The 25665-nt window shown below is 49.8% G+C and carries 27 protein-coding genes; 19 read left to right on the plus strand and 8 right to left on the minus strand.

The annotated features are described in order from the left end of the window. The first annotated feature begins 320 nt into the window (after positions 1-320). Complete coding sequence (gene ltrA, locus ACZ2GZ_RS02885) at positions 321-1583, plus strand: group II intron reverse transcriptase/maturase (protein WP_214798647.1); 1263 nt, start codon at positions 321-323, stop codon at positions 1581-1583. A 65-nt stretch (positions 1584-1648) separates the two neighbouring features. On the opposite strand, the gene ACZ2GZ_RS02890 is transcribed toward ltrA, so the two are convergent. Further along, positions 1649-2533, minus strand: coding sequence for a manganese catalase (locus tag ACZ2GZ_RS02890; RefSeq protein ID WP_470295468.1), 885 nt, complete (start codon positions 2531-2533; stop codon positions 1649-1651). A gap of 202 nt (positions 2534-2735) precedes the next feature. Between ACZ2GZ_RS02890 and ACZ2GZ_RS02895 the strand changes: the two genes are divergently transcribed. The 6 genes from ACZ2GZ_RS02895 to ACZ2GZ_RS02920 all read left to right on the plus strand — a co-directional run bounded on the left by ACZ2GZ_RS02895 (position 2736) and on the right by ACZ2GZ_RS02920 (position 7551). Continuing rightward, positions 2736-3131 carry a hypothetical protein gene (locus ACZ2GZ_RS02895; RefSeq protein WP_470295469.1) on the plus strand — a complete coding sequence of 132 codons (396 nt, stop codon included), beginning with the start codon at positions 2736-2738 and terminating at the stop codon, positions 3129-3131. A 92-nt stretch (positions 3132-3223) separates the two neighbouring features. Continuing rightward, the gene (locus tag ACZ2GZ_RS02900; protein WP_470295470.1) at positions 3224-4744 is read left to right on the plus strand and encodes an FAD-dependent oxidoreductase; all 1521 of its coding nucleotides are present in this window, start codon (positions 3224-3226) and stop codon (positions 4742-4744) included. A 213-nt stretch (positions 4745-4957) separates the two neighbouring features. Next, entirely contained in the window at positions 4958-5344 is a 387-nt protein-coding gene (locus ACZ2GZ_RS02905) for a DUF2512 family protein (RefSeq protein ID WP_470295471.1), read from the plus strand. A 15-nt stretch (positions 5345-5359) separates the two neighbouring features. After that, a complete protein-coding gene (locus ACZ2GZ_RS02910) occupies positions 5360-5560 on the plus strand; it encodes a hypothetical protein (protein ID WP_029594786.1) in 201 nt (66 codons plus the stop codon). A 13-nt stretch (positions 5561-5573) separates the two neighbouring features. Continuing rightward, the gene (locus tag ACZ2GZ_RS02915) at positions 5574-5870 is read left to right on the plus strand and encodes a spore coat protein (RefSeq protein ID WP_058764647.1); all 297 of its coding nucleotides are present in this window, start codon (positions 5574-5576) and stop codon (positions 5868-5870) included. Between the two features lie 88 nt (positions 5871-5958). Then, positions 5959-7551, plus strand: a complete 1593-nt coding sequence (locus ACZ2GZ_RS02920) for an FMN-binding glutamate synthase family protein (RefSeq protein WP_470295472.1) — start codon at positions 5959-5961, stop codon at positions 7549-7551. A gap of 6 nt (positions 7552-7557) precedes the next feature. On the opposite strand, the gene ACZ2GZ_RS02925 is transcribed toward ACZ2GZ_RS02920, so the two are convergent. Next, entirely contained in the window at positions 7558-8757 is a 1200-nt protein-coding gene (locus ACZ2GZ_RS02925) for an MDR family MFS transporter (RefSeq protein ID WP_470295473.1), read from the minus strand. Positions 8758-9028: 271 nt separating this feature from the next. On the opposite strand from ACZ2GZ_RS02925, the gene ACZ2GZ_RS02930 reads away from it, so the two are divergent. Beyond that, complete coding sequence (locus ACZ2GZ_RS02930) at positions 9029-9643, plus strand: flavodoxin family protein (protein WP_470295474.1); 615 nt, start codon at positions 9029-9031, stop codon at positions 9641-9643. Positions 9644-9685: 42 nt separating this feature from the next. Here ACZ2GZ_RS02930 and ACZ2GZ_RS02935 read toward each other — a convergent pair whose 3' ends face one another. From ACZ2GZ_RS02935 to ACZ2GZ_RS02950, 4 genes are all read right to left on the minus strand, one after another. Then, positions 9686-10171: a hypothetical protein gene (locus tag ACZ2GZ_RS02935; protein WP_470295475.1), complete on the minus strand. Its 486-nt coding sequence runs from the start codon at positions 10169-10171 to the stop codon at positions 9686-9688. Between the two features lie 239 nt (positions 10172-10410). After that, positions 10411-10923 carry a DUF1643 domain-containing protein gene (locus ACZ2GZ_RS02940; protein WP_470295476.1) on the minus strand — a complete coding sequence of 171 codons (513 nt, stop codon included), beginning with the start codon at positions 10921-10923 and terminating at the stop codon, positions 10411-10413. 148 nt (positions 10924-11071) lie between these two features. Next, positions 11072-11953, minus strand: a complete 882-nt coding sequence (gnd, locus tag ACZ2GZ_RS02945; protein ID WP_470295477.1) for a phosphogluconate dehydrogenase (NAD(+)-dependent, decarboxylating) — start codon at positions 11951-11953, stop codon at positions 11072-11074. A gap of 61 nt (positions 11954-12014) precedes the next feature. Next, positions 12015-12227, minus strand: a complete 213-nt coding sequence (locus ACZ2GZ_RS02950; protein WP_029594793.1) for a hypothetical protein — start codon at positions 12225-12227, stop codon at positions 12015-12017. A 435-nt stretch (positions 12228-12662) separates the two neighbouring features. On the opposite strand from ACZ2GZ_RS02950, the gene ACZ2GZ_RS02955 reads away from it, so the two are divergent. From ACZ2GZ_RS02955 to ACZ2GZ_RS02975, 5 genes are all read left to right on the plus strand, one after another. After that, entirely contained in the window at positions 12663-13616 is a 954-nt protein-coding gene (locus tag ACZ2GZ_RS02955) for an LCP family glycopolymer transferase (protein ID WP_131471353.1), read from the plus strand. 70 nt (positions 13617-13686) lie between these two features. Beyond that, positions 13687-14532, plus strand: a complete 846-nt coding sequence (locus tag ACZ2GZ_RS02960; RefSeq protein WP_470295478.1) for a YihY/virulence factor BrkB family protein — start codon at positions 13687-13689, stop codon at positions 14530-14532. 103 nt (positions 14533-14635) lie between these two features. After that, positions 14636-15559: an LCP family glycopolymer transferase gene (locus ACZ2GZ_RS02965; protein WP_470295479.1), complete on the plus strand. Its 924-nt coding sequence runs from the start codon at positions 14636-14638 to the stop codon at positions 15557-15559. 83 nt (positions 15560-15642) lie between these two features. Then, positions 15643-16842, plus strand: a complete 1200-nt coding sequence (locus ACZ2GZ_RS02970; RefSeq protein WP_470295480.1) for an alpha-amylase family glycosyl hydrolase — start codon at positions 15643-15645, stop codon at positions 16840-16842. Between the two features lie 125 nt (positions 16843-16967). Then, complete coding sequence (locus ACZ2GZ_RS02975; RefSeq protein WP_470295481.1) at positions 16968-17318, plus strand: hypothetical protein; 351 nt, start codon at positions 16968-16970, stop codon at positions 17316-17318. 23 nt (positions 17319-17341) lie between these two features. Here the strand turns inward: ACZ2GZ_RS02975 and galE are convergent, their stop codons facing one another. Together galE and ACZ2GZ_RS02985 are read right to left on the minus strand one after the other, a co-directional pair. Further along, positions 17342-18358 (minus strand): UDP-glucose 4-epimerase GalE, encoded by a 1017-nt coding sequence (gene galE, locus ACZ2GZ_RS02980; protein ID WP_470295482.1) that lies wholly within the window; start codon positions 18356-18358, stop codon positions 17342-17344. A gap of 32 nt (positions 18359-18390) precedes the next feature. Next, positions 18391-19623 (minus strand): flagellar basal body-associated FliL family protein, encoded by a 1233-nt coding sequence (locus tag ACZ2GZ_RS02985; protein ID WP_470295483.1) that lies wholly within the window; start codon positions 19621-19623, stop codon positions 18391-18393. 195 nt (positions 19624-19818) lie between these two features. On the opposite strand from ACZ2GZ_RS02985, the gene ACZ2GZ_RS02990 reads away from it, so the two are divergent. From ACZ2GZ_RS02990 to ACZ2GZ_RS03015, 6 genes are all read left to right on the plus strand, one after another. Beyond that, positions 19819-20544, plus strand: a complete 726-nt coding sequence (locus ACZ2GZ_RS02990) for a YveK family protein (protein ID WP_131471347.1) — start codon at positions 19819-19821, stop codon at positions 20542-20544. After that, complete coding sequence (locus ACZ2GZ_RS02995) at positions 20537-21253, plus strand: CpsD/CapB family tyrosine-protein kinase (protein ID WP_470295484.1); 717 nt, start codon at positions 20537-20539, stop codon at positions 21251-21253. The genes ACZ2GZ_RS02990 and ACZ2GZ_RS02995 overlap by 8 nt, the downstream gene beginning before the upstream one ends. Positions 21254-21267: 14 nt before the next feature. Beyond that, positions 21268-22035: a tyrosine-protein phosphatase gene (locus ACZ2GZ_RS03000; RefSeq protein ID WP_470295485.1), complete on the plus strand. Its 768-nt coding sequence runs from the start codon at positions 21268-21270 to the stop codon at positions 22033-22035. Positions 22036-22255: 220 nt separating this feature from the next. Continuing rightward, positions 22256-23155, plus strand: coding sequence for a UTP--glucose-1-phosphate uridylyltransferase GalU (gene galU / locus ACZ2GZ_RS03005; RefSeq protein ID WP_470295486.1), 900 nt, complete (start codon positions 22256-22258; stop codon positions 23153-23155). A 12-nt stretch (positions 23156-23167) separates the two neighbouring features. Then, positions 23168-25081: a polysaccharide biosynthesis protein gene (locus ACZ2GZ_RS03010; protein ID WP_470295487.1), complete on the plus strand. Its 1914-nt coding sequence runs from the start codon at positions 23168-23170 to the stop codon at positions 25079-25081. Next, positions 25062-25661: a sugar transferase gene (locus ACZ2GZ_RS03015; RefSeq protein WP_470295488.1), complete on the plus strand. Its 600-nt coding sequence runs from the start codon at positions 25062-25064 to the stop codon at positions 25659-25661. The genes ACZ2GZ_RS03010 and ACZ2GZ_RS03015 overlap by 20 nt, the downstream gene beginning before the upstream one ends. The last annotated feature ends 4 nt before the right edge of the window (positions 25662-25665 follow it).

Consider the following 25665-nt stretch of genomic DNA (forward strand, 5'->3'; position numbering starts at 1 on the left):
TAGATGGAGGGAAAGATTGCGTCCTTACCCGGGGAGCTCTGATTGGAACGCCAAGTACCCTTGGTAACCCGCACAGTGATGGGCGGCTGAACAATCAGAAGTCAGCAGAGGCCATAGTACCACCTTGTCTCGAGACGAGTGGGAAGGGCCGAACAATTAAGAGAGAACAACATCTTGGCAGGCAGTCGCTGTGATGAACACAGACAACCCGTCAGGGCTTGCTTGAATGGAGGACGTGGTGAATTCCACTGGGGACATCAAGAGGGTGGAGCAGGGACTGGATAAAGAAGAAGCGTTGTTCACGGAAAGAGGCATAACGAATGTTAATGGAACAGATTCTGTCACGGGAAAATTTAATACGTGCCCTGAACCGAGTGGTTCGGAACAAAGGAAGCCACGGTGTCGACGGAATGCCCGTACAAAACCTGCGAGCGCATGTCATCGAACACTGGGACACCATGAAGGTGGAGCTTCTGTCGGGAACCTACCAGCCGCAACCGGTCCGCAGGGTCGAAATCCCGAAACCTGACGGCGGTGTGCGACTGCTCGGCATCCCTACCGTGATGGATCGCTTCATTCAACAGGCGATCGCCCAGGTGTTGTCGTCTATCTACGACCCCACGTTCTCTGACCACAGCTATGGATTCCGACCGAATCGGAGTGCCCACGGGGCGGTCAAGAAAGCAAAAGGGTACATCGCAGAGGGAAATCGCTGGGTGGTCGATATCGACCTGGAGAAATTCTTCGACCGGGTGAACCATGACAAGCTCATGGGGCTTCTGGCGAAGCGAATCGAGGACAAGTGTCTGCTCAAGCTCATCCACAAGTATCTGAAAACCGGAATCATGATAAACGGAGTCGTGACGGACAACGAGGAAGGCACTCCGCAAGGAGGCCCACTCAGCCCACTGCTCTCGAACATCGTCCTAGACGAACTGGACAAGGAACTCGAGAAGCGTGGACATCAGTTCGTCCGCTACGCCGATGACTGCAACATCTATGTGAAAACACCAAAAGCGGGAAATCGGGTCATGAGGTCGGTGACCTCCTATATCGAAGGGAAGCTGAAGCTGAAAGTGAACGGCAACAAGTCCGCCGTAGACCGCCCATGGAGACGAAAGTTCCTTGGGTTCAGCTTCACGAAGCACAGAGAACCGAAAATACGGATTGCCAAAGCCAGTGTGAACCGGATGAAAGATAAAATCCGCGACATCACATCGCGAAAGAGACCATACTCGATGGAGGTCCGTATCCAAAAGCTGAACCAATACCTGATGGGATGGTGCGGATACTTTGCGTTGGCAGACACACCGAGTGTGTTCAAGACCCTCGAGTCGTGGATTCGAAGAAGGCTACGCATGTGCGTGTGGAAGAGTTGGAAGAAGCCGAGCACAAAAGTGAGAAAGCTCACCGGACTGGGCATCCCGAAAGGGAAGGCCCATGAATGGGGCAACTCACGGAAGGGTTACTGGCGGATTTCAAAAAGTCCGATACTGCACAAAGCCCTCGGGAACTCCTACTGGAGTTCCCGAGGGCTCAAAAGTCTGGTATCACGTTATGAAACTTTGCGTCATACATCTTAATTGAACCGCCGTATACCGAACGGTACGTACGGTGGTGTGAGAGGTCGGGAGTTAATCACTCCCTCCTACTCGATTTTCCGTTTGATTTGGTCGGCGACTTTTTTGACAACTTTCTCGACACCACCCGGGGCATCCAAGTCATGATAGAGCGATTTGTCCGGAATGTCCATGACCGGCTTCTGGCCTTGCGGGGCCGGGTCGCTCAAATAGACGAAATCGCCGGCACCATCCGGCGCGCTGCCCGTCGCCCATTTGCCTTGGCTCGACTCATTGCCTTCCGACAAGTCCCAAAACTCGAGACCGTGTGGCTCAGCCTCTAGCTCATCCTTGGCAGTGAAGGTTGCTGGTACGATGACGCCGTTCTTCTGCTCAAGTTCATCGATGGCTGCCATCCATTGATATTGGTGATAGCGGTCACGGGCGAGCATCTTGCGGAATACTTTCCGGACACCTTCATCTTTCGTCATATGATAGAGACGGGCGACTTGGAGTCGTCCTTGCGTCTCGGCATGCAAGTTCGAGCGCATGTCGGCGAGCAAGTTCCCACTCGCGACGATATACGACCCGTTCCACGGCACCCCGTTCGAGTTCGTCGGCAGTCCGCCGAGCCCGCTGACAATCAAATGCTGGGGGTTCATCCCGCCAAGGATGGCTGCCGTCGCCGGGTCTTTAGCCGCCTCGGCCTGGTCGTCCGGTGACGCCCCGTCGAGCAGTTGCGAGATGAGGGCACAGAGCATCTCGACGTGGCCGATTTCCTCGGTCCCGATATCCATAAGCATGTCCTTATACTTCTCTTCCCCGCGACAGTTGAAGCCTTGGAACAAGTACTGCATCATGACGGTCATTTCCCCGAATTGACCGCCGAGCACTTCTTGGATTTGACGGGCGAGCTGCGGATCCGGACGGTCGACGTTCACTTCGAACTGTAATTCCTTCTGATGGCGAAACATAGAACTCCTCCTTTGTTTGAACAACTGGTAAATGCACGACAAAGGTATAGTTCCACTATCAATATGTATAAAAACCTGGAATTTGAAAAAAAATTACATATACAAGTAGGGGTATGGGTATCTTCTAAGGATTATAATTCACGAAAGGGTGGAATTAGTATACACAGATTGATTTTCGTCTATACAGAGAGGAACGACAGCTATGAACAACCTTGAATTCTTGACGACCGAACACTACGACGTGTTCAAACAGTTGGCCCAGCGCCTCAGTAATCCCGGTGACGTCAAGAAAGAGTATTTCTCCGCCCTATACGTGATCGCCGGGAATGAGCGAGTTCGGAATCTTCTGTTGCCGTACATGGACCTTGAGCAAGGGAAAATCAGCACGGCAACCATCATCGACGATAACACGTTCGAGAAGCAGGATTTCATCCTCGTCAAACTCGTCATCCATTTGTATAACAACAAGGAGTGGGTGCTCCCGACCGAGCTGATCACATTGCCGGAAGTGGACTACCAGCTTGCGATGCAAGCCATCACCCTTTGCCGTGACCAACAGTTCGATGAAATTGTCATCCCGAGCGACCAAGAGACCTGAGCCAGGTCTCTTTTTTTGTTTCTCGTTCTCGAATGAAGGGTAATTCATCCATGCATTCGAAACAGTTGAACTTTCTTGGAGGAGGGACACGTATGTTACAAGATTTTCCGAAATCGTATTGGCGCGACGTCAAGGTAAAGACGCTGAAACCGCTCAATGAAGACGTCCAGACCGAGGTTATCGTGGTCGGAGCCGGCATCGTCGGCGTACTTGCCGCATTGCAGTTGGCCGAACGAGGGAAGCAAGTCGTCTTGGTCGAAGCGGCCCGTTTCGCGACGGGCACGACTGGTTACACCACGGCCAAAGTCTCGGCCCAGCACGGCGTCGTTTATACGGAGCTCGTCAAATCGCTCGGTGAAGACAACGCCCGATTGTATTACGAGGCGAACATGGACGCGCTCCGTTTCCTCGAGGAACAAGTCGACACACTGAACATCGACTGTGACCTCGAGCGCCAGCACGCCTATATGTATTCTCTCTCGTCTTCGAGCTCGGCGAAACTACTCGAGAAAGAAGAAGAGGCGTATGAACAACTCGGGATTGACGGGGGTGACGCCACGGACGAAGTGAACGGTCTGTTGCCATACGACGTCAAGAAGGCGACCGTCATGCGCGACCAGCTCCAATTCCATCCGGTCAAATACTTACAAGGGCTGATGGACCGGTTCCTCGAGCTCGGTGGGACACTCTATGAGATGACTCGGGTGACCGGCATCGAATATGGGACGCCGCACCGTCTCGACACGATCACGGGCCACACAATCGAGGCACATGACGTCGTCGTCGCGACCCACTTCCCGTTCAACGACTTCAAAGGCCTCTATTTCGCGAAGATGGAAGTCGAGCGTTCATACGTCGTCTCGGCCGAGGTCGACATGTTCCCGGAAGGCATGTTCATCAGCGTCGACAAGCCGAGCCGTTCGCTCCGGCACGTCAAACTCGACAATGGCAAGAAACTGGCCATGTTCGGGGGCGAGAACCATTTGACGGGCCATAAGGAAGAGACGTTGTCTTGTTACGAGAAGCTCGGCGAGTTCGGTACACGACATTTCGGTACCGAGACGTTCACCCATCATTGGTCAGCCCAAGATTTGATCACGCTCGACAAAGTGCCATACATCGGGCGGATGACGAACGATACGCCGCATGTGTTTGTCGCGACCGGCTTCTCGAAATGGGGGATGAGCCAAGGCATCGTGGCGGCCCGTCTCATCGTTGATTTGATCTTGAACCGACCGAACCGCTACGAGGACCTATATGACCCGACACGTTCGAAATGGAAGCTTGCGGACGCGGCCCGATTCATCAAGACGAATGCCGATGTGGCCAAAGAACTCGTCAAAGGAAAATTGAAGCCGACGGACAAACGAGTGGATGAGCTCGGTCTCGATGAAGGTGCCATCGTCAAACATAATGGCGAACACGTCGCTGCCTACCGGGATCCCGACGGACACGTCTCGATGGTTGGGTCGGCCTGTACGCACATGGGCTGTACGGTCAATTGGAACCAAGCCGAGCGCTCGTGGGACTGTCCGTGTCATGGCTCGCGTTTCAAACCGAACGGGGAAGTCATCGAAGGGCCGGCCGTGAAATCACTTCCGCCCAAGTCATGACATCAAATTGTAAATATTTCTAGAAAATCATGCTTTTAAGTCATGAGCGAAGCCGATTCGACGTCAAGCGTGAGGACATCCCCTTTTCATTCTGATGCTTCGACGCTCATCATGTTCCTCCGATAATGACCGTGAAACTTTTCGTTTGAACAGTTATGGGAACGGAAAGAGGGTCCATGTACAAACGCCATCACGGAGAAAGGGGGAACATCGATGCAAGTCAATCACGGGAAAGCACTCAGTATCAAATTAGGGGCACTGCTAATCGTCTTCATCGCAATTTTGACGCTCGGGTTTGACGTGCCGTGGTACCACGCCGCCTGGATCTCGATTGCGGTCGGACTGATCGCCTATGGGGTGGGCGACATGTTCGTATTACGGAAATTCGGTAACTTGATTGCGACTTTGGCCGACTTTGGTCTCGTTTTCTTCTTGACGTGGTTCTTCCTGTGGATTTTAGATTTCGATATCGGCACGGAGACGAGTTTCGTCTTGCTCGCGCTTTACACGGCTCTTGTGACCGCCGTCGTCGAGTTTATCTTCCACGGATGGCTGCTCAAGCATAAACGAGAAGAAGCGCATGTCCATTCGACACGATGAAAAGGAGGAAGGAAGATGGCTAAAAACAAACTCGCGATTCATGAGGTGCTAGAGATTCATGAGATGTTGACCTTGAAACAAGCAGGGCTCGTCAAAGGGTATGTGAGCGAACCGCTCATCAAGGACGAAAAGCTTCAGAAGATCGCCCGGAAGCATTTGAAGAACACCGAACAAGCGATCAGTGAACTGAAACAATTGTTGCCGAATAAGGCGTAAGGAGGAGACACATATGGGAATCACCGAAAATTTGAAACGTGCCAGTAAGCAGCGGGACGAACTGATTGCGACCGATTTACTCATCACGGCGAAGTCGGCCGTTCGGGCCTATGCGGTTGCTGTGACCGAGACGGCGTCACCAGAAGTCCGGAAAGTGCTCATCCAGCAATTGAATCAAGCGATTGAAGATCATGCCGAGATTGCCGACTATATGATTAAAAACGACATGTATATGGCGTACGATATCGAAAAGCAGTTGAAGCACGACAAAGAAAAAGTCGACAAAGCGAGCAAATTGATCAAGAAGTGATGGCCGACGGAAACGTCGGTCTTTTTTCGTTTCAGGAATGGTGGCCCGTGGTATCGGATAAGGACTATACGTGAGGGAGGAGACACCCATGTCCGTGAATACGACGATGCTCGCCATCGTGCTCGTCCTGATGGTGTCGATGATTGCCGCCCCGTTCCTGTTCGTCTTCTATCTATGGCGCAAGGACCGCCATCAGCGTGAGCACTCCGTCCTCCGCAACTTCCCGATTCTCGGCAAGGTACGCTATATCTTGGAGAAGGTCGGGCCCGAGATGCGCCAATACTTGTTCTTGAACGACAACGAGGCGAAACCGTTCTCGCGGAACGACTATGAGGCGGCCGTTATTTCCGGGAAATATAAGTCGCGCATTATCGGGTTCGGCTCGGAGCGAGACTTCGAGCGGGGCGGGTTCTATCTGCAGAACGTGCTCTATCCGACGAACCGGAACGAGCTCCGCATCGATAACAGCGAGACCGTGACGACGCACCTCTATCAAGTCGAAGAGGATAACTTGTTCACCCGCAAGGAACGAATCGTCGAACGTGAGGTCGGACCGTACTTATTGACGGAAGAGGACAGCATCGTCATCGGGAAACAGACGTGTCGGGAGCCGTTCCATGTCCGCGGTCTCGTCGGTCAGTCGGCGATGAGTTTCGGTTCGCTTGGCGAGAACGCCATCACGGCGCTGTCGATTGGACTCGGTCGGGCCAAAGGGACGTGGATGAATACCGGCGAGGGTGGACTGTCGGACCATCATTTAAAAGGCGGGGTCGACCTCATCTGTCAAATCGGACCGGCGCTGTTCGGCGTCCGGACCGAGGACGGGGCGTTCTCCGAAGTGGCATTCAAAGCGAAGAGTGAGATTCCGCAAGTGCGTGCCTTTGAGTTGAAGCTCGCCCAAGGTGCGAAGACGAGGGGTGGCCATATCGATGGCGCGAAAGTGACGGAAGAAATCGCCCGTATCCGGAACGTCAAGGTCGGCGTGACGATTGACAGCCCGAACCGGTTCTCGGAATTCAAGACGGACAAGGAACTGCTCAGCTTCATCGATCGGCTGCGCGACATCGGTGACAAACCCGTCGGCATCAAGCTCGTCGTCGGACGTCTCGCAGACATCGAGGCACTCGTTCAAGAGATGGCTTCATCCGGGAAACACCCCGATTTCATAACGGTCGACGGTGGGGAAGGCGGGACCGGGGCGACATACCAAGAGCTCGCCGATTCGGTCGGACTGCCGTTGAAGGCGGCGCTCCCGTATGTGCATCAACTACTCTTGCAATATGGGATTCGTGACCGTATCACCTTGTTCGCCTCCGGCAAGCTCGTCACGGCAGACAAAATTGCCGTCGCGCTCGCACTCGGGGCCGACTGCATCAATATCGCCCGTGGGCTCATGTTCAACGTGGGCTGCATCCAAGCGCAAGTGTGCCATACGAACCGGTGCCCGGTCGGTGTGGCGACGACCGACCCGAAACTGCAGCACGCCCTTGTCGTCGACGAGAAGAGTTACCGCGTGACGAACTATATCATCTCGCTCCGCGAAGGACTCTATAACATGACGGCCGCCGCCGGTCTCGACACGCCGACGAAGCTGTCGCTCGAGCATGTCGCTTACAAGTATCCCGACGGTCGGGTGAAGCGGGGCGAGGAATTATTCGATGGACAGGCGAAAGACGGATGACCGCGGTCATCCGTCTTGTTGTGTGAGCTGGTGGAACAGTTTGGCATACAGTCCCATCCCAATGAGCGCCGACAGCAAGATGAGTGTGAACACGGCAATCGGGGCCACGAAGCCCGAGGCGAGCACCGTCACCGGCGCAAGGAACTTGCCGATCGTGTTTTGGAGCGTATCGGCTGCGAGGTATTGTCCGCGTGACGCCTCTGGGGCATAGCGGCTGACGAAGCTCTGGCTGACCGGGGAGCGGATCAACTCGCCGAATGTGAACACGGTCGTGACGACGAGCAAATACCAGATATTCGACGAGAAGGCGACGAGGAACGTCCCGAACCCGGCGAGGAACGTCGACAACAGGAAGACGCGGCGTTCGTCCCACGCCCGGAACACGCGCGTGACGGGAATGATGAAAACGACGAACAAGAGCCCGTTATAGGCGACGAGCCATCCGAACAGGACCGTGTTCGAGACGTCGAACGTGGCCGGGGCCTGTTCAATCAAATAGACTGGTACATACACGTCGAGCTGCATGATTGGAATCAAGGCGAACACCCCGGCAATCAAATAGAGGCGGAACAACGGATCGCGCAAAATCGTCGCATACGACCGCCCCTGCGTGCGGAATGTTTTGGCGACCGTCTTCTCAGGTGAGGCCGGCCGTGTCTCACGGGTGAGCGCCGCGAGCAGCACTCCGTATCCGAACAGGACGAGAGCGCAACCGAACAGGAGCGCCTGGCGATGCTCGAAGAAGAGGACTGCCCCGAGAATCGGACCGAGCACGGCGCCGATATTGTTCGACGCCATGAACGTCGCGAACACATCCCGTAAATGTTCGGTCGGCACGAGGTCGGCGACCATGGCCGAGCTCGCCGGTTTATAGATGGCGCCCATGAAACCGATGCCGATATAGGTGACATAGTCGACGTAGGCGTTCGTCGAGAAGGCGAAGGCGAGGAACAAGAACCCTTGCGTGAACGTCCCGACGAGCATGACGGGACGGCGTCCGATTTCGTCAGCGAGCGAACCGCCGATCAAACTGCCGATCAACAGGAACAGCGGAGGCACGGCCATGAGCAGACCGGCCAGCTCGACGCCGAGCGTCTGGGCAAAATAGACGGTGATGAACGGGAAGTACATCCAAAACAACAGGTTGAACAGGCCTTCACCGAACAAGCGGACCTTCAGGTTGAGGTCCCAGCGGTATGATTCCATCGTTGTGCTCCTTTCGAGAGTCTATCTCTACTTTAGGGAGTCTAGCTGAGAAAGAATAGACTTATGTTGCGGGATTTGCTACGCTAAGAATAGAAAAAGCGAATATATAGGCGCTTGTTTGCGCTGTACTATAAAACGAACATATGTTTGTTTAACCTTGTTAAAACGACCCGTCATCACATAGATGACGGGTCGTTTTTGACATACCATGACGAATATCCCTTCGTTAAACCGGGAACACCTAACTGTTGATCATCTAAGGAGGGATTCGATGAAAGCCTTATTCTTGAACTGTTCGTTGAAAGGCGAGGGGACGACCTCGCACACGGAAGGGCTCATGAAAGATATCATTCCGCACTTCGACAAACTCGGGGTCGACTCGGAGATTGTCCGTGTCGTCGACTACAACGTCGCGTTCGGAGTGACAGAAGATGAAGGGGGCGGGGACGAGTGGCCGCAGATCTTCGAGAAAGTGAAGACTGCCGACATCTTGATCATCGGGACACCGCTTTGGCTCGGTGAGAAGAGTAGTGTCGCCACGCAAGTCATCGAGCGGTTGTACGGTGGTAGCGCCTTGACGAACGAAAAAGGCCAGGCCATCTATTACAACAAAGTCGGCGGTGTCGTCGTGACGGGGAACGAGGACGGGGCGAAGCATGCCTGTGCGTCCATCTTATATGGGCTATCCCATATCGGCTTCACTGTCCCGCCGAACGTCGACACGTACTGGGTCGGTGAGGCCGGTCCGGGTGACTCCTATATCGATGCCGGCCGCGACAACGCCTTCACGAAAAAGAACGGTCGTGTCATGGCTTACAACCTCTACCATTTCGCGAACCTACTGAAGCAGACGCCAATCCCGGCGGAAGGCAACGTCATGGAGTGACGGACAGCGCGACAGCCCCTAGACATCTAGGGGCTGTTCACATTAGAACCTTGATCGGAGCTCGATCTTGCGGAACTCTTTCAGCAATAAAATCGAGATGTCGTCGATGAAATGATCCCCGACCCAGCATGGTTCAAAGTGGAGCCAATTCGAATACGAGTCCGGCTGGAGAATCAGAATCCCGTTCGACAGCCAGGCCGTTCGCGCCCGGGTCGCTACACCGTCAATATAAAACATGACGTAGATATCTTTCATTTCATGCAAATAAGTCACGTGCATCTCGACGCCGCGGCCATCCTCACACGTTCGTTTCAGCTTGAGCATGTGAATACGGGTGTGGACCAGAGCGTACGCCTCACATAAGAAGTACCCGCCATGCTCGAACGCATGGAACGCTTGGGCGACGAGTTTGTCAAAGCATGCCTCCATGTCCTGCCAGTTATGATTCCGTCTCCGGAACACGGGCCTGTCTCCTGGCTCATACAGCTCTTTCGGGATGTAGACGTTATAGTCGTGAAGTTTACGCATCATGCCGGCTCCTTCTGTGTCACAAGATATGCTGCTCTTTCATCATACGCCTGCTGAAGCGAAAAGAGTTTTACAGAAATTAGTACATTTTTAGAAAAAAATGTACGCGATTTCCATCGGTACCAACGTTTCTTTGATGAAGAGCAAGAGTGACAAATACTACAATAAAAAACCGACTTTAAAAAAATCGGTTTTAGACAACAAGATGAGTAAGGTCTGCAGAATAATAATGCGGATGTTCAATGATTAACAAAAGGGATAGGTGTTAAGTCTCTTCTTAAAAACAGAGGGTGTTTTGGATAAGTGCCACAATTCGTTTTAGCAAGACAGTATAGAGGTTTGTCCCTCAATAAGAATAGTGTTTCCTCCATACGGCTACGGGCAAGGTTTGATGTGATAGATTGACCCCAGGCGAGGACGACCATTTCTGAGTCCTTTGTATATGTTGAGATATAGTAATCATTTTCTGGACCGATTGGATCAGGCATGGAACTTAAGTTCTGAGGCTTAGTGGAAATCCCCGCAAACAAATTAACGACCCTAATGCCGTCATATCCCCAATCCTTAGCAAAATTGATACAGCGTTTTAAAGTCGGATCAGGTCGGTCTTGATTTCCAACACTCGGATTTAACATGATGAATGTGACGTAACGCTCTTTTAAACCCCACGTACACTCAAATAAGTATCGATATTGTTTTTGTTCATCTAACACTGCGCGTACCTTATAACTTGAATCCCATGCATTTGACATCCAATCGCCTCGCTTCAATGAAATAGTTTATTTTATTATATCCATTATGAGGAAAACTGCCTCGTAAAAAAAGATTATAGGTGGACGTTGACAAAGTGGACATACAAAAAACGTCGCCCGAGTTCGACTCGACCGACGCTTACCCCGATTATTTTTTCTCCACCGCATGACCGCCGAACTCGTTCCGCAGGGCGGCGACGACTTTCCCGGAGAACGTATCCTCTTCGAGTGATCGCTGCCGCATCATGAGCGACATAGCGATGACCGGTGCCGGTACCCCGTATTCGAGCGCCGTCTCGACCGTCCACTTGCCTTCGCCTGAGGCATGCATGACCCCTTTAATCTCGTCGAGCTTCGCATCCTTATGGAACGCGCTCTCGGTCAGCTCCATCAGCCACGAGCGGACGACCGAGCCGTGGTTCCAGACGCGGGCGACTTGCTCGTGGTCGTACTCGAACGGGCTCTTCTCGAGAATCTCGAACCCTTCGGCGATGGCCTGCATCATCCCGTACTCGATGCCGTTATGGATCATCTTCAAGAAATGGCCACTGCCACTCGGTCCGGCATACAAATAGCCGTTGTCCGTCGACACGTCGTGGAACAATTCCTCGATTTTGCCGAACGCCTCCAAATCTCCGCCGATCATCGTGCAGGCGCCGTGCCGTGCCCCTTCCATGCCGCCACTCGTCCCGACATCAAAGAAGTAGATGAGCTTGTCCTTGAAGTGCTCGGCCCGCCGCATCGATTCCTTATAGTTCGAGTTGCCGCCGTCGATGACGATATCCCCCGGAGACAACAACGCATGCAGGTCGTTCAAGACGTGCTCCGTCACGTCGCCCGCCGGTACCATCACCCAGACGACCCGTGGCGCTTTGAGCCCGTCGACGACTTCTTCGAGTGACTGTTTCGTCTCGAATTGGCTCGTCGACACATTGCCCGGGTCGTAGCCGAGGACGCGGTGCCCGCCTTCCGTCAAATTGAGCGCCAAGTTCAACCCCATCTTCCCAAGTCCGATCATCCCTAATTCCATATCGGTTCACCCCATTCGTTGATTTGGTTTCCTTATAAGGGTTACCCGATATGAGTGGACTTCAAAAGAGGGGCGGGATGTCATCGATTCGATAGGCGAGAATCGAACCGACCTTCACTTGCTTGCCGTCACTCAATTCGACATAGTCATTGAGCGGGCTCGCCTCCTTCAACGTCTTCTCGAACGTGAACGCTGCCTCATGTTTTGATCCCCCGTACACGATGAACGAACAAGGCTCTTCTTTCTCTAAAAAGCACGTGACGACATAACGCATCTGCCGATTCCTCCAACCAATGAATGGATTTAAATTTACATTTTCATTACGAACAATACAATTATTACAAAAAATCATCCATTTGTCCCATAAAGGTTTTTGAATATAAGGAAACATACCTAAAAAACAGCACATTCGACTAAATATTGACACGATTTCATACAGGTCCTAATCCAAAAGCAGGACCTTATGCGTATGACTGAAATGTGATAACGGTTTCACCTTTACAGAAGCGTGGTACTCTTACAAAGGAATGTCGACGAAACCCTAAACTTTTGATGAGGGAAATCCGATACTTAAAAACGAACGAATATTTCGACATCATTCGGCAATCATTTACCTTTTTTACAAATAATTTAAAAAGTCGAAATGTTTTGCGTGCTAAACTAAAACCTGGTCTATTTCATTCAAGGGTTCGAGGAAAGGTGTTATGTCATGGAAGAGCAAAAGAAAAAGAGAGTCAAGAAACGCCGTAGAAAGAGTTCCCCCGCTAAACGCATCGCGATCATCGCGGGAATCGTAGTAGGGTTGTTCCTGCTCATCGGAGTCGGGGTAGCTACATATCTATACAATCAAGTCGATTCGACCGTCGAACGGTTGAACGAGTCGACGGGCCTCAGCCCGGAACGAATGACGACGGAAGCGATCAACGACAAGAAGCCGATCTCGGTCCTTCTCCTCGGCGTCGACCGTCGTGCCGACGAGCAAGGTCGCAGCGACTCAATCATCGTCATGACGCTCAATCCGAACACGGATCAAAGCGCGATGCTCAGCATCCCGCGTGACACGAAGACGGAGATCGTCGGCAAAGAGACTTCTGATAAGATCAACCACGCTTACGCGTTCGGTGGAGCCGAGATGGCACTCGACACGGTCGAGAACTTGCTCGACATCCCGATCGATTACGTGGCCGAAGTTGATATGAAGGGCTTCCAAGACACCGTCGACCTACTCGGCGGCGTCAACGTGACGAACAACTTGGCGTTCACGTCAGGTGAGCATACGTTCGAACCGGGCGCACTCACACTCAATGGCCCAGAAGCACTCGCGTACACGCGTATGCGCTATGACGACCCGAGCGGGGACTTCGGTCGCCAAGAGCGCCAACGTGACGTCATCACGGCGCTCGTAAATAAAGGTAAAGACGACTTCTCGATCTCGAAGTTCAACAACATGCTCGACGTGCTCGGCAACAATGCCAAGACGAACATGACGTTCAAAGACATCCGGACGCTCTCGAGCGACTATATGGCTGCTTTCAAAAACCAGGACGTCCTTCGCCTCGAAGGAACGGGCGGGAAAGAAAGCGACGGCATCTATTACTGGAACCCGGACGCCGCTTCACTCGAAGACGTGAAGTCGTATCTCGGACAATTGATGGAACAGTGACGTACCGCCTCATCCAATCGGATGGGGCGGTTTGTTTTATGTCATAATAAATAGAAAAGGGGTGACCCGAGTGCTCGACCGCCTAATCCGCCTCGTCATCGACGTCCGTCATCGGTTCAAGGACCACCATATCAACGACTATAGCGCGACGCTCGCGTTCTTTTGGTTTCTCGCCATCTTCCCGACGTTCGTCCTCTTGTTTGCCGTCATGGCGTGGTTCGGGATCGACGATGCCTTGTTGATCGAACAGATTGAGATTCTCATCCCGGGTTCGAGTGTTCGGGACATGCTGTCGATTGTCTATGACGTCAGCGGCAACATCAACGCCGGCCTCGTCTCAATCGGGGCCATCATCGCCGTCTGGTCGGCATCGAACGGGACGGCCCGTCTCGTCAAACTGACCGTATTCGCCTACGGGGAGACGGAGGCCCGGAGCTACGTCGTTCGTCGCTTGATTGGTTTGCTTACGCTCATCGCCTTCAGCGTCGGTGCCGTCATCTTGATTGTGTTCCATATCTTTGGCCGTGAGTTCGTCGAGCTCATGTATACGTGGTTCCCACAGCTCGAGGATTTCGACCGATTGGCGACTTTAGCGCGCTATACGTTGTCGACGATCATCCTCATCTTCGCATTCTCGCTGTTCTATAAGATCGCCCCGCAACAACATGTCAAAATCACGGAAACGCTCCCGGGTGCCATCTTCGCCGTCATCTCTTGGCAGATGCTATCGACGGGCTATAGCGTCTACGTCGACCAGTTCTCGATGTTTGGCGATACGTACGGGACGATCGGCATCGTTATCTTGCTTCAAATTTGGCTCTACTTGACGGCGGCGACGATGCTGCTTGGGGCCGAAATCAACGCGGCCTGGCCCGACCATATGCGGCGCACCCGTTATAAGACGCATTTTCCATAAAAATTGAAAAGATATGGTTAGCATTTTTTTACAACGTGCTATAATACAACACGTGAAGCGGGAATTATATCCATATCTAACGATTTTGAAAGCAGGTGCACGCATGGCGAGACATAAGAAGAAATCACGCTGGAAAAAGGTGTTGGCGATCACGCTCGGCGTCCTGACGATTTTCCTCGTCGCCGGTGGTCTGTTCGTCTGGTCGATGTACCGGGACGTCAACGAGACGGTGACGAAAGTGAACGACAATCTCCAAATCAGTCCGGAACGGAAACAAGTCGAGACGATCGAACAGAAGGAATCGGTGTCGGTGTTGTTACTTGGGATTGACCGCCGTGACGGGGAGCAGGGACGGAGTGACTCGATCATCGTCATGACGCTCAACCCGACGACGGACGAAGGCGCGATGCTAAGCATCCCGCGCGATACGAAGACAGAAATCGTTGGCAAAGGCATGAACGATAAGATCAATCATGCCTATGCGTTCGGTGGGGCCGAGATGGCGATGAACACAGTCGAAGAGTTACTCGATATCCCAATCGATTACGTCGTCGAGGCGGACATGGAGGCGTTCACCGAGGTGGTCGACGCACTCGGCGGCATCACGGTGACGAACAACTTCGCGTTCTCGTCGGACGGCTACAACTATCCGATTGGACAAGTCGATTTGAATGGGGCCTCGGCGTTGTCATACGCCCGTATGCGCTATGACGACCCGAACGGGGACTTCGGTCGCCAAGAGCGGCAACGCGCCGTCGTCGCGGCCATCGTCGAGAAGGGACGTTCTGACTTCTCGGTCGACAAAGTGACGAAGCTGTTAGACGTCGCCGGCAACCGGGCTAAGACGAACATCGAGTTCAATGAGCTCGTGACGTTGTCGACAGACTATATGAAGGCGTTCCGTAACGCCAGCACGCTCCGCATCGAAGGGTCGGGCGGTCTGGAGTCAGACGGTATTTATTACTGGAACCCGGATGCGGCCTCGCTCGCTGATGTCCAAACTGAGCTGCAGCGCTTGATGAACTAAGCCATTCCTCATGGGATGGCTTTTTTTGCGTTTGAAAATCGTTTATCGGTGGGAGTGATAAAGAGACACTGAGGAGGGATCACATGCTTTGGGAAACTGTTGAACCGATCATCAATCAATTAGAGAACGACCATACATCGGAAGACTGGCAAGAGTTGTTCGCCAAGTGGGACGGCCATCATTGGCATGACGGGGAGAGTGTGAGCGAAAAGACAAGCGTCCTCATGATTGACGCCAACTCCATCACGACGGACGGGAGTCCGGACTTGGACGCGCTTCATGAGCTGTTGAAAGAACACGTCCAGGCATCGATCAGCGACTTATATCTCGTCTCGCTGTTCCCATATCCGGCCAAGCCGACCGACACGGCTATTAATCCGCGTATCCGTTTATATGAGGACCTCGGACGCTTCAAGAATGAGTTCGAGCTTATGTATGACACCGAGCCCGACGTCTATAACGAGCTACAGTTTAATTTACTCGAAGAGACGGACGCCTTCATCGAGCGGCTTGCTCAAGGCGCGACGAAGCTGCGTGTCCATGTCCAGTCGTTCCGCGGCATGTCCGAGGAAAGCATTCAACGCGTTGTCGAACTGTGGCACGCGGTGCTCCATCACTATAAACCGCACGGCCAGTTGGTTCTTGCCTATGAAGGAGACGTCCAGGCACTCGGCTCATACATCAGCGTTGCCGATGCGATTTGTCACTTCGACCTCGCCTCGCACACGATGCTCGCCTTTGCGCAAGGAGATGCCAAGAAGTTGTCCGACTGGGCGAATCGGATCGAGGCGCCAGGAGAAGGAAAGACGTACTTCAACTTCTTGTCGATTCATGAACGCGACCCGTTCGAGAAGAACTTGATCGATCCGAGCGTCGACATGATTCTCGCGGCTCACAGCATCCTGTTCTCGCTCCAAGGCATACCGACCGTTGATTATCGGACGCTGCTCGGTGTCCAGACACCGGTTGACCATGACGCGCTCATCCAAGAGCTGAAGACGGACCCGTATCGGTTGCAAGTGTTCTCTGGTATCATCAGCCAGTTGAACGTCAAACGGACACGCTCGGCGTTCTCACCTTACGCCGAGCAGCGCATCGACACGTCCGACAAACGCGTCTTCACGGTCGAACGGAAGAGTGAAGGAGAGACACTCATGTTGTATACGAACGTCAGTAATGAGCCAGTGACTGTGCAAGCGAGCGGGACAAATCTGTTTACGGGTGAACCGGTCGAGACGATTGACCTCGATGCGTATGGGTTTGTTTGGGTGAAATCTGAATAGGACTTTTGATTCAAAATTGAATTGTGTGATTTAGGTGTATTGACTCATGAATCATTTGGTAGGAGAATGGATATAGAAGGAATTTCCATGACAAAATCCTACATACACCTAAGGAGCGAATTCCGATGAATCAATCATTATTTGTCCATTTCTTGAGCCTGACGTTCCATTCATTCTCTTATTGGATGTTCGCGACGTTATTCATCGCATTAGCGGGTTTCGTATTTTTCTACATGTGGGACCGTGAGTTTGCAATCGAGTACCGGACGATTTGGCGCAAGTTTTACTACTTGATGTTCGCAGCGTTCGTCTTGTTCGGATTAATCGTCGGCGAGTTCACGTTCGACGCAGCGTGGGCGCTCGCCGGTATCGCGATTGTGATCGCCGTCCTTGACTTCGGAGTGCTCGTTACGCCAGGCAAGGAACCCGAAATCATTGAAGTTGACATGACAAAACCCCTTACCGAAGAACAGTGATGTTCTCGTGTAAGGGGTTTTTCTTATGTCCGGTAACCGTTCGGATTGTTCGATTGCCAGTTCCAAGCATCGCGGCACATGGCGCGGACGTCATGTTTCGCTTCCCAGCCGAGCACCTGTTTCGACTTCGATGGGTCAGCGAAGCACATGGCGATATCGCCCGGGCGGCGCGGTGTAACTTGATACGGAACAGCTTTTCCACTCTCGGCCTCGAACGCATGGACGAGGTCGAGGACGCTATAGCCGGTCCCGGTCCCTAAGTTGAACGCCTCGGCACCGGTATGGTCCATGACGTAGTCGAGTGCCTTCAAGTGGCCTTCGGCCAAGTCGACGACGTGGATGTAGTCGCGGACACCGGTCCCGTCTGGTGTGTCGTAATCGTCACCGAACACGCTCAATTCGTTCAAGCGGCCGACGGCGACTTGCGTGATGTACGGCATCAAGTTGTTCGGGATGTCGAACGGGTCTTCACCGATCTGACCCGACTCATGGGCTCCGATCGGGTTGAAGTAACGTAGGAGTGCGATGCTCCATGATGGGTCGGCGACAGCGAGGTCGCGCATGATATCTTCAATCATCAGCTTCGTCCGGCCGTATGGGTTCGTCGCGCTGAGCGGGAACGACTCGTCGATTGGTGTCCGTTCCGGCATACCGTATACGGTCGCCGATGAGCTGAAGACAATCCGTTTCACGTCAAACGCGTTCATCACTTCTAAAAGGACGGTCGTACCAACAACGTTGTTTTCGTAATAGCGGAGCGGTTCCGACACCGATTCGCCGACGGCTTTGAGCCCGGCAAAGTGGATGACGGCGTCAATCGTATGCGTCAAAAAGATTTGTTCAAGCAGTTCTCGGTCAAGAATGTCGCCGAGATGGAATGTGACCGATTTCCCTGTCAACGTTTCAACGCGCTCAAGTGCCTCGCGACGGCTGTTCGACAAGTTGTCGACGACGATGACGTCATGACCTATTTCAAGCAATTGTAAGACAGTATGGGTACCGATATAGCCGGCACCGCCTGTGACTAAAATGGTGTTCATATGAATGACCCCTTCCCAAAATCCTCTATCGATTACTTCTCCGTCAAGCGCACCCGGGTCTGTCCGTTTGTGCCTTCAAATAAGCGAAGTGAATATGTCTTACTCTCGTAAACTACTGCATCATCTGTCTCGAGAACTGGTTCGCCGAGTGGACTGAACGCCTCGCGTGTCGTTTGCGTGTTCGTCCAGTCGATGGCATGTACTTTATCCTGTTGAATGACGAAGAAACCACCGTTATAGAACGCATAGGCGTTCAACGCATCCGTCTCCCGACCGTAAGGCGCACCAAGCGTCTCCGTGAGCGCCGCCTCATTCATGGTGAAGAAATCGGGAATCGATTCGCCGAGCCAGTCGTTGTTTAAGTTCGTGATCACCCAATCGAGCAGAGCACTGTCCGTTAGGTCACGTTGTGGCCAGTCGGTTGTGACTGCGTCGAGCGGGGCCCACGCGGTCGTGCCATCCAAATTCACTTCGACATGGTCGTCTTGTTCCTTCACAATCTCGTAGCGGTCGCCGATATCTCCTATATAGGTGACGGTCGTGCCGTTCGGTTCCGAGACGAGGTTGACGTTCTTCGAGGCGAGCCAGACATAATTCGTTTCGGGCTCTTGGACGACTGGCTCAGGATCTGGTTTCGGTGTTTCCTCGACGACTTTGGCTTCTTGCTTTGGCTCCAACAAGTCCATAACATATGGATACCCGATATAGCCGCCTCCTATGAGTAAAGCGAGGAGGAAAAGGACACCGATCCATTTGCCGGATTTCCGGCGAGGGCGGGCTGGTTCGATTGTTCGTTGATACTTGGCTCGTTCCGCCCGTGACGGGACAGGAGCTTCCGGCATGTAGCGAGGTTTTGAAGCGGGTGCTTTATCTTCCGCCTTTGAAGTTTCAACTGCGGTTGGTTCAGGAATAGATACCGATGTCTTGTCCACGATCGGTGTCCCCTTGACGCCTGTCTTGTCAATTGGTGCGGATTGAGGAACCGTCGCTTCTTTGTTCAATACATTCTCATGCATCTCGAGTAAAGACACATAGTATGGAAGAAACGTGGCATCTTTCTTGCCGTCTTTGATCCAAGCAGCGAAGTCCGACCCCGATTTTTCTTCCGTCGATAGTGACTCTAACGTTGTACCCGTCAATTCTTCAAAGGACATGCTTAACGATTTTCCGTCCCCTAAATTTTGTTTAATTACATCTTGTAGTTTTGTACGTGTTGTCGCATTCGTGTCTGCGTACAACTGGAGTAGGCGCTCACTAACATGCACTATTGTCTCCTCCTTTTGTTAAGTTCTTCCTAACAAAGTTTATCAGATTTACATACCAAAAAACCCAAATTTTAAAAAATGGGTCATCAACTGTGAGGATTTTTGCTATAATGTTTTGGTATTGGCATTGTTAAATATTATCTGCGGAATTTTTCCAGTAGTGACTTTAAAGAACAGAGGAGAGAAAACACGAGCATGAAAGAAGAAACAATTTCCCTTGGAGAATTATTCTCCATCTTAAAACGGAGCAAGTGGCTTATTGCAAGTTTAGCAATCATCGCGGCGCTTATCGCCTTTTTACTTAGTTCGTTCGTGATTAGTCCGACATATGAGGCATCGACGCAAGTACTCGTCGCGCCGAAAGAGACACAGAACAATATGATTGATAGTAGCCAAGTTCAGTCGTCGGTCGCACTTGTCAACACATACCGGGTCATCATCCAAAGCCCGGCAATTTTAGAAGCTGTTCAACAGAATGTGATTGGTGCTCCGGAGAATATCAGTAACTTAATCACAGTCAATAGTGAACAAAACTCGCAAGTCATCAATATTAAAGTTCAACACACGAACCCGGTTCTAGCAACGGATATTGCCAATGAAATCAGCACGGTGTTTGCAGGTGAAGTACGCGAATTGATGAGTGGTGTGGATAACGTCAAGGTATTGTCTGATGCGTCAGTTCCAATGTCGCCTGTTAAGCCAAATATTTTACTGAACACAGCCATCGCTACAGTGCTTGGATTAATGATTGGTGTTGCCATCGCATTCTTGAAAGTCGTGTTGGATCGCCGCATTAAAACAGAACAGGACGTTGAAAATATTTTGGAACTCCCGGTTCTTGGATCGATTCCTGTAATCGATAAAGTGGAAATGATGAAACAACGTCAAGCTAACGTGAAAGGTGACCAAGTCCATGTTTAATTTCGGAAAAAAGAAAAGTAAGCATATCAAATATGATAAGACTGGTCGGGACTTAATCACACTGCACAAGCCAAAGTCACCGATTTCGGAGCAATATCGTACAATCCGGACAAACTTAGAATTCACGGCAGTTGACGACGATCTTCAAACAATGGTGATCACTTCTGCTTCATCGGGCGAAGGAAAGTCGACGACGTCGTCTAACCTCGCCGTTGTCTATGCCCAACAAGGAAAGAAAGTGTTGTTAGTCGATTGCGACATGCGTCGTCCGACAGCCCACTTCACGTTCCGTCTTTCGAACGGGATTGGTCTCTCAACAGTATTAGCGAAGAAGACGACCGTCGAAAAAGCCACACATTCGACTCAAGTCGAAAACCTCGATTTGATCGCGGCAGGCCCGATTCCACCAAACCCGTCAGAGCTATTGTCTTCGAAGATGATGGATCGCGTCTTGGAAGAACTACGAGCGAATTACGACATCATCATTTTAGATGCACCTCCGATGATGCAAGTGGCGGATACGCGCCTCTTAGCTCGAAAAGTTGACGGTGTCGTTCTTGTCGTCGGTTGCGATAAATCGGATCGTCAAATGGTCGTCAAAGCGAAAGAACAATTAACGCTCGCTGAAGCCCATATTCTCGGCGTTGTCTTAAACAAACGTGAGCCACAAGGCAGCGACGATTACTACTACTATTACGCATACGAATAAAAGGAGAGCGTGCCATGATTGATATCCATTGTCACTTATTGCCGGCCGTCGATGACGGTCCGGAAACAGTCGAACAAGCGGTCGAGATGGCGAAACGCGCCGTAAGTGAAGGGGTGACCGCAATCGTGGTCACCCCCCACGCGTTTCATCCGCAGTTTGACACAAGCCAGTTAGATGTACCGAACGCTGTAGCGAGGTTGCAGAATGTTTTGCGACAGGAAGGAATCAATCTCGATTTGTATGCAGGACAAGAGATTCGAATCTTTGGAGACCTTACGGAATCGTTAGAACAAGGTAAAGCGTTATCAATTGCTGGGTCACGTTATGTCCTTGTTGAATTCCCTAGTGATTCAGTACCTGCCTATGCGGAACAACTCTTCTTCGGCCTTCAAACGGAAGGCTATACGCCTGTGATCGCCCACCCTGAGCGCAATAAAGAGTTCGCAACCAATCCGAAACGATTGATGGACTTCGTCTCATCGGGTGCATTGTCTCAAATTACAACGAGTAGTTTGACCGGGGAGTTCGGTCAGAACGTAAAAGAACTCGCATTTGCTTTCCTTCGTAACGGGCTGAGCCATTTAATCGCATCAGATGCTCATAGTACCGGACGCCGAACATTTTATTGGACGGAAGTCGAGAAGGCTGTTCGAGAAGAGCTTGGTCAAGGTAAGTGGGAGAATTACGTAGTTAATTCGGAAGCAATTATAAAGGATGACTTCGTATTTATCGATCCGCCGACATTACCGACTAAAAACTGGCGAGGGAAATGGAAAAAATAATTACCTTATTATTAAAGGCTAAATATTGACAATTTATCTAAAAATATGATTCCTTTGTCGACAACTGTCGAACGATTTTAGGTTTATTTTACTCCTCGTATGTTTTTATATTAGGTCGAAAGTGATACCCTTAATTTATAATTTTGAAAGGATGTAAGTTACATCCTTTTTTCTATGAATCAGACAGATAATATATATTTATCCATAGAGGAGGAGCATCATGGCTAGTAAAATAGTGAAAAAAGCTGTGATTCCAGCTGCAGGATTAGGTACACGTTTTTTACCGGCGACAAAAGCAATGCCGAAAGAGATGCTGCCAATCGTCGATAAACCGACTATTCAATACATTATTGAAGAGGCAGTTGAATCAGGGATTGAAGATATTCTAATAGTCACGGGGAAAGGCAAGCGTGCCATCGAGGATCACTTTGATTCAGTTCCAGAACTTGAACAGATTTTAATTGAAAAAGGTAAATCGGAGTTTTTGAAGTTAGTTGAAGAAACTACGAATATCAACATTCATTTTATCCGTCAGTCAAAACCGATGGGACTTGGCCACGCGGTCTTGCAGGCAAAGGCGTTTGTCGGAAATGAGCCATTTGTCGTTATGCTTGGAGATGATATTGTTCAGGCGGAAATCCCTTGTACTAAACAATTGATTGAACAGTACGAGAAAACGCAGAGTTCGATTATCGGTGTTCAACCAGTTTCACGTGACGTTACTCACCGTTATGGAATTGTTGATCTCCGAGACTCACTTGAGGTTGGTTTACATAAAGTTGAATCCTTTGTTGAGAAACCGGCACCAGGTACAGAACCGTCAAATTTGGCTATTTTGGGCCGATATTTGTTTACTCCTCAAATATTTAACTTCTTAGAAACTCAGGTACCAGGAGCGGGTGGCGAAATACAATTGACAGATGCGATCACGCGCTTGAATGAAGTAGAGCTTGTACATGCTTATGAATTCAATGGAAAACGCTATGATGTTGGGGAAAAGCTAGGATTCATACAAACTACTCTTGAGTTTGCATTACAGCGTGATGATCTCAAGGACGATGTATTAAAAATGATAACAGAGCTGATGGAAGAACAGTCTTCTTTGAATCCAGTGAATTAAGGAGGAAAACAGATGTCTATTCCTGAATTAGGTCGAAAATCATTTCGTACAAGCGTACTAGTTGTGCTGGATATTGTCGCTATTTTATCTTCAATGTTCGTCACGTACTTCTTTTTATATCCCATTGAATTTATTGAAAATGTAGATCGCAATCATTTTGTAGAGTCTGCTTTACTATACAGTGCGCTATTTATTGTTATGGCTGGTATCAGTCGTCTTTATCGAGTCGCATGGCGCTTTGCGAGTATGTCAGAAGCGATTCGTCTTGCAGTAACTCTTGTGATGAGTACGTTGACTCTGTATGCCCTCCAATTTGCTGTTTATGGTGAAGCGATGGAAAGAATGCTGTTTCTTAGCTTTTGTTTATCTCTTTTATTATTAGGGGGTATTCGTCTAGGGTCACGGATTTACGTGACGTGGAAACAGGATCATCGCTTAGTATTAGGTAGTAGAAAAATGAAGCATCGTAAGTCTGAGAAGCGGACATTGATTGTTGGGGCTGGACAAGCTGGGCGCATGCTGGTTCGTCAAATCAATCAATCTGATAACCATAGAATGAACCCGGTTGGCTTTATTGATGACAATAATCACCTTCAAAATTTGACTGTAAATGGTGTGAAAGTACTAGGTACACTCACGGAGTTGGAAAGTGTTGTTGAAGAAAATACAATTGATAAAATTGTATTCGCTATTCCTTCAATGAATTATCAAGAACGTCTTAAACTTATAAAGAGAGCGAAAGCAATTTGTACAAATGTTCATACGTTGCCGATGATTGAAGAAGTTGCAGCTGGGAAAGTAGCAGTTAACCAAATGCGCCAAGTATCAATTGACGACTTATTAGGACGTGAACCTGTGGAACTTGATATTTCAGGGATTCAATCAGAAGTTGAGGGAAAAACCATACTCGTTACAGGTGCTGGGGGATCGATTGGTTCAGAGATTTGTCGACAAATTTTAAAATTTAGTCCTGGGCGTCTTCTCTTATTAGGTCACGGGGAAAATAGCATTTATTTAATTGAACGTGAACTCGGTGAACTTAGTTTAGACGTAGACTTGGTTCCAGTTATTGCTGATGTACAGGATATAGAACGGTTGCGTGAAGTATTTGTGAAATATTCACCGCATCTAGTCTTCCATGCAGCAGCCCATAAGCATGTACCTTTAATGGAAGCGAATCCTTTTGAAGCTGTAAAGAATAATATCTATGGTACTAAAAATGTAGCTGAAATGGCTCACGAATACGGAGCTATTCGATTTGTTATGATTTCAACAGATAAAGCGGTCAACCCGACAAATGTCATGGGGTCAACAAAACGTGTTGCTGAAATGGTAGTTCAAAATTTAGCAAAGACTAGCCAAACTAAATATGCAATTGTTCGTTTTGGCAACGTATTAGGTAGCCGTGGTTCAGTTATACCTTTGTTCAAGGAACAAATCGAAAAAGGGGGACCAATCACTGTAACGCATCCCGATATGACGCGATATTTTATGACGATACCTGAAGCTAGTCGTCTTGTTATCCAAGCGGGTATACTCGCTGATGGGGGAGAAGTATTTGTTCTTGATATGGGTGAACCGGTAAAGATTGTTGATCTTGCTAGAAACATGATTAAATTGAGTGGCTTTACAGAAGAACAGATTTCTATTAAATTCAATGGAATTCGTCCTGGCGAAAAAATGTTTGAAGAATTATTGAAAGAAGGAGAAATACATCCAGATGCCATATACCCTAAAATTTTCACTGGAATTGTAACTGAAGAAAATAAATTAAATGAGAAGCTAGAGAAGTTGAGTCAAATAAATAATAGTGAAAAATTAAGTTCTTATTTAGTGAATTGGGCAAATGACAAAGTTGAATTAGAAATGAATCAGGATGAAAAATCAAAGTTAATAGGAGACGAATATGAGCTACAAGTTAGGTAAGAGAATCATAGATATTATTATATCTTTAACCGCCATAATTATTTTAGCACCTATTTTTCTTATAGTTGGAATTTGTATAAGATTAGACTCTCCGGGACCAATAATATTCAAACAGAAAAGATTGGGTGTTAATGGAAAAGAATTTATAATGTATAAATTTAGATCAATGTGTTTAAATGCTGAAGAACAAGGTGTTTACGAATTGAAAGGAGATTACCGTGTTACACGAATAGGTAGATTTATTCGTAAAACTAGTATAGATGAGTTGCCACAATTATTAAATGTTTTAAAAGGCGATATGTCAATTGTTGGCCCTAGACCAGTTTTGATTTATCATCCGTGGCCTTACGAAAAGTACACGATACAACAAAAGAAAATGTTTGAAGTTAAACCCGGTCTGACTGGTTGGGCACAGGTTAATGGAAGAAAAGAAGTTGAATGGAATCGGAGAATTCAATTGAATGTTTATTATGTAGATAATATGTCTATTATCTTTGACACAAAAATTATTTGGATGACATTGTTTAAAGTATTGAAGATGGAAAATAACTATAATAAAAATGTAAAGACTGAAAAATGAAAGG

This window comes from Exiguobacterium sp. KKT215 (assembly GCF_055635335.1).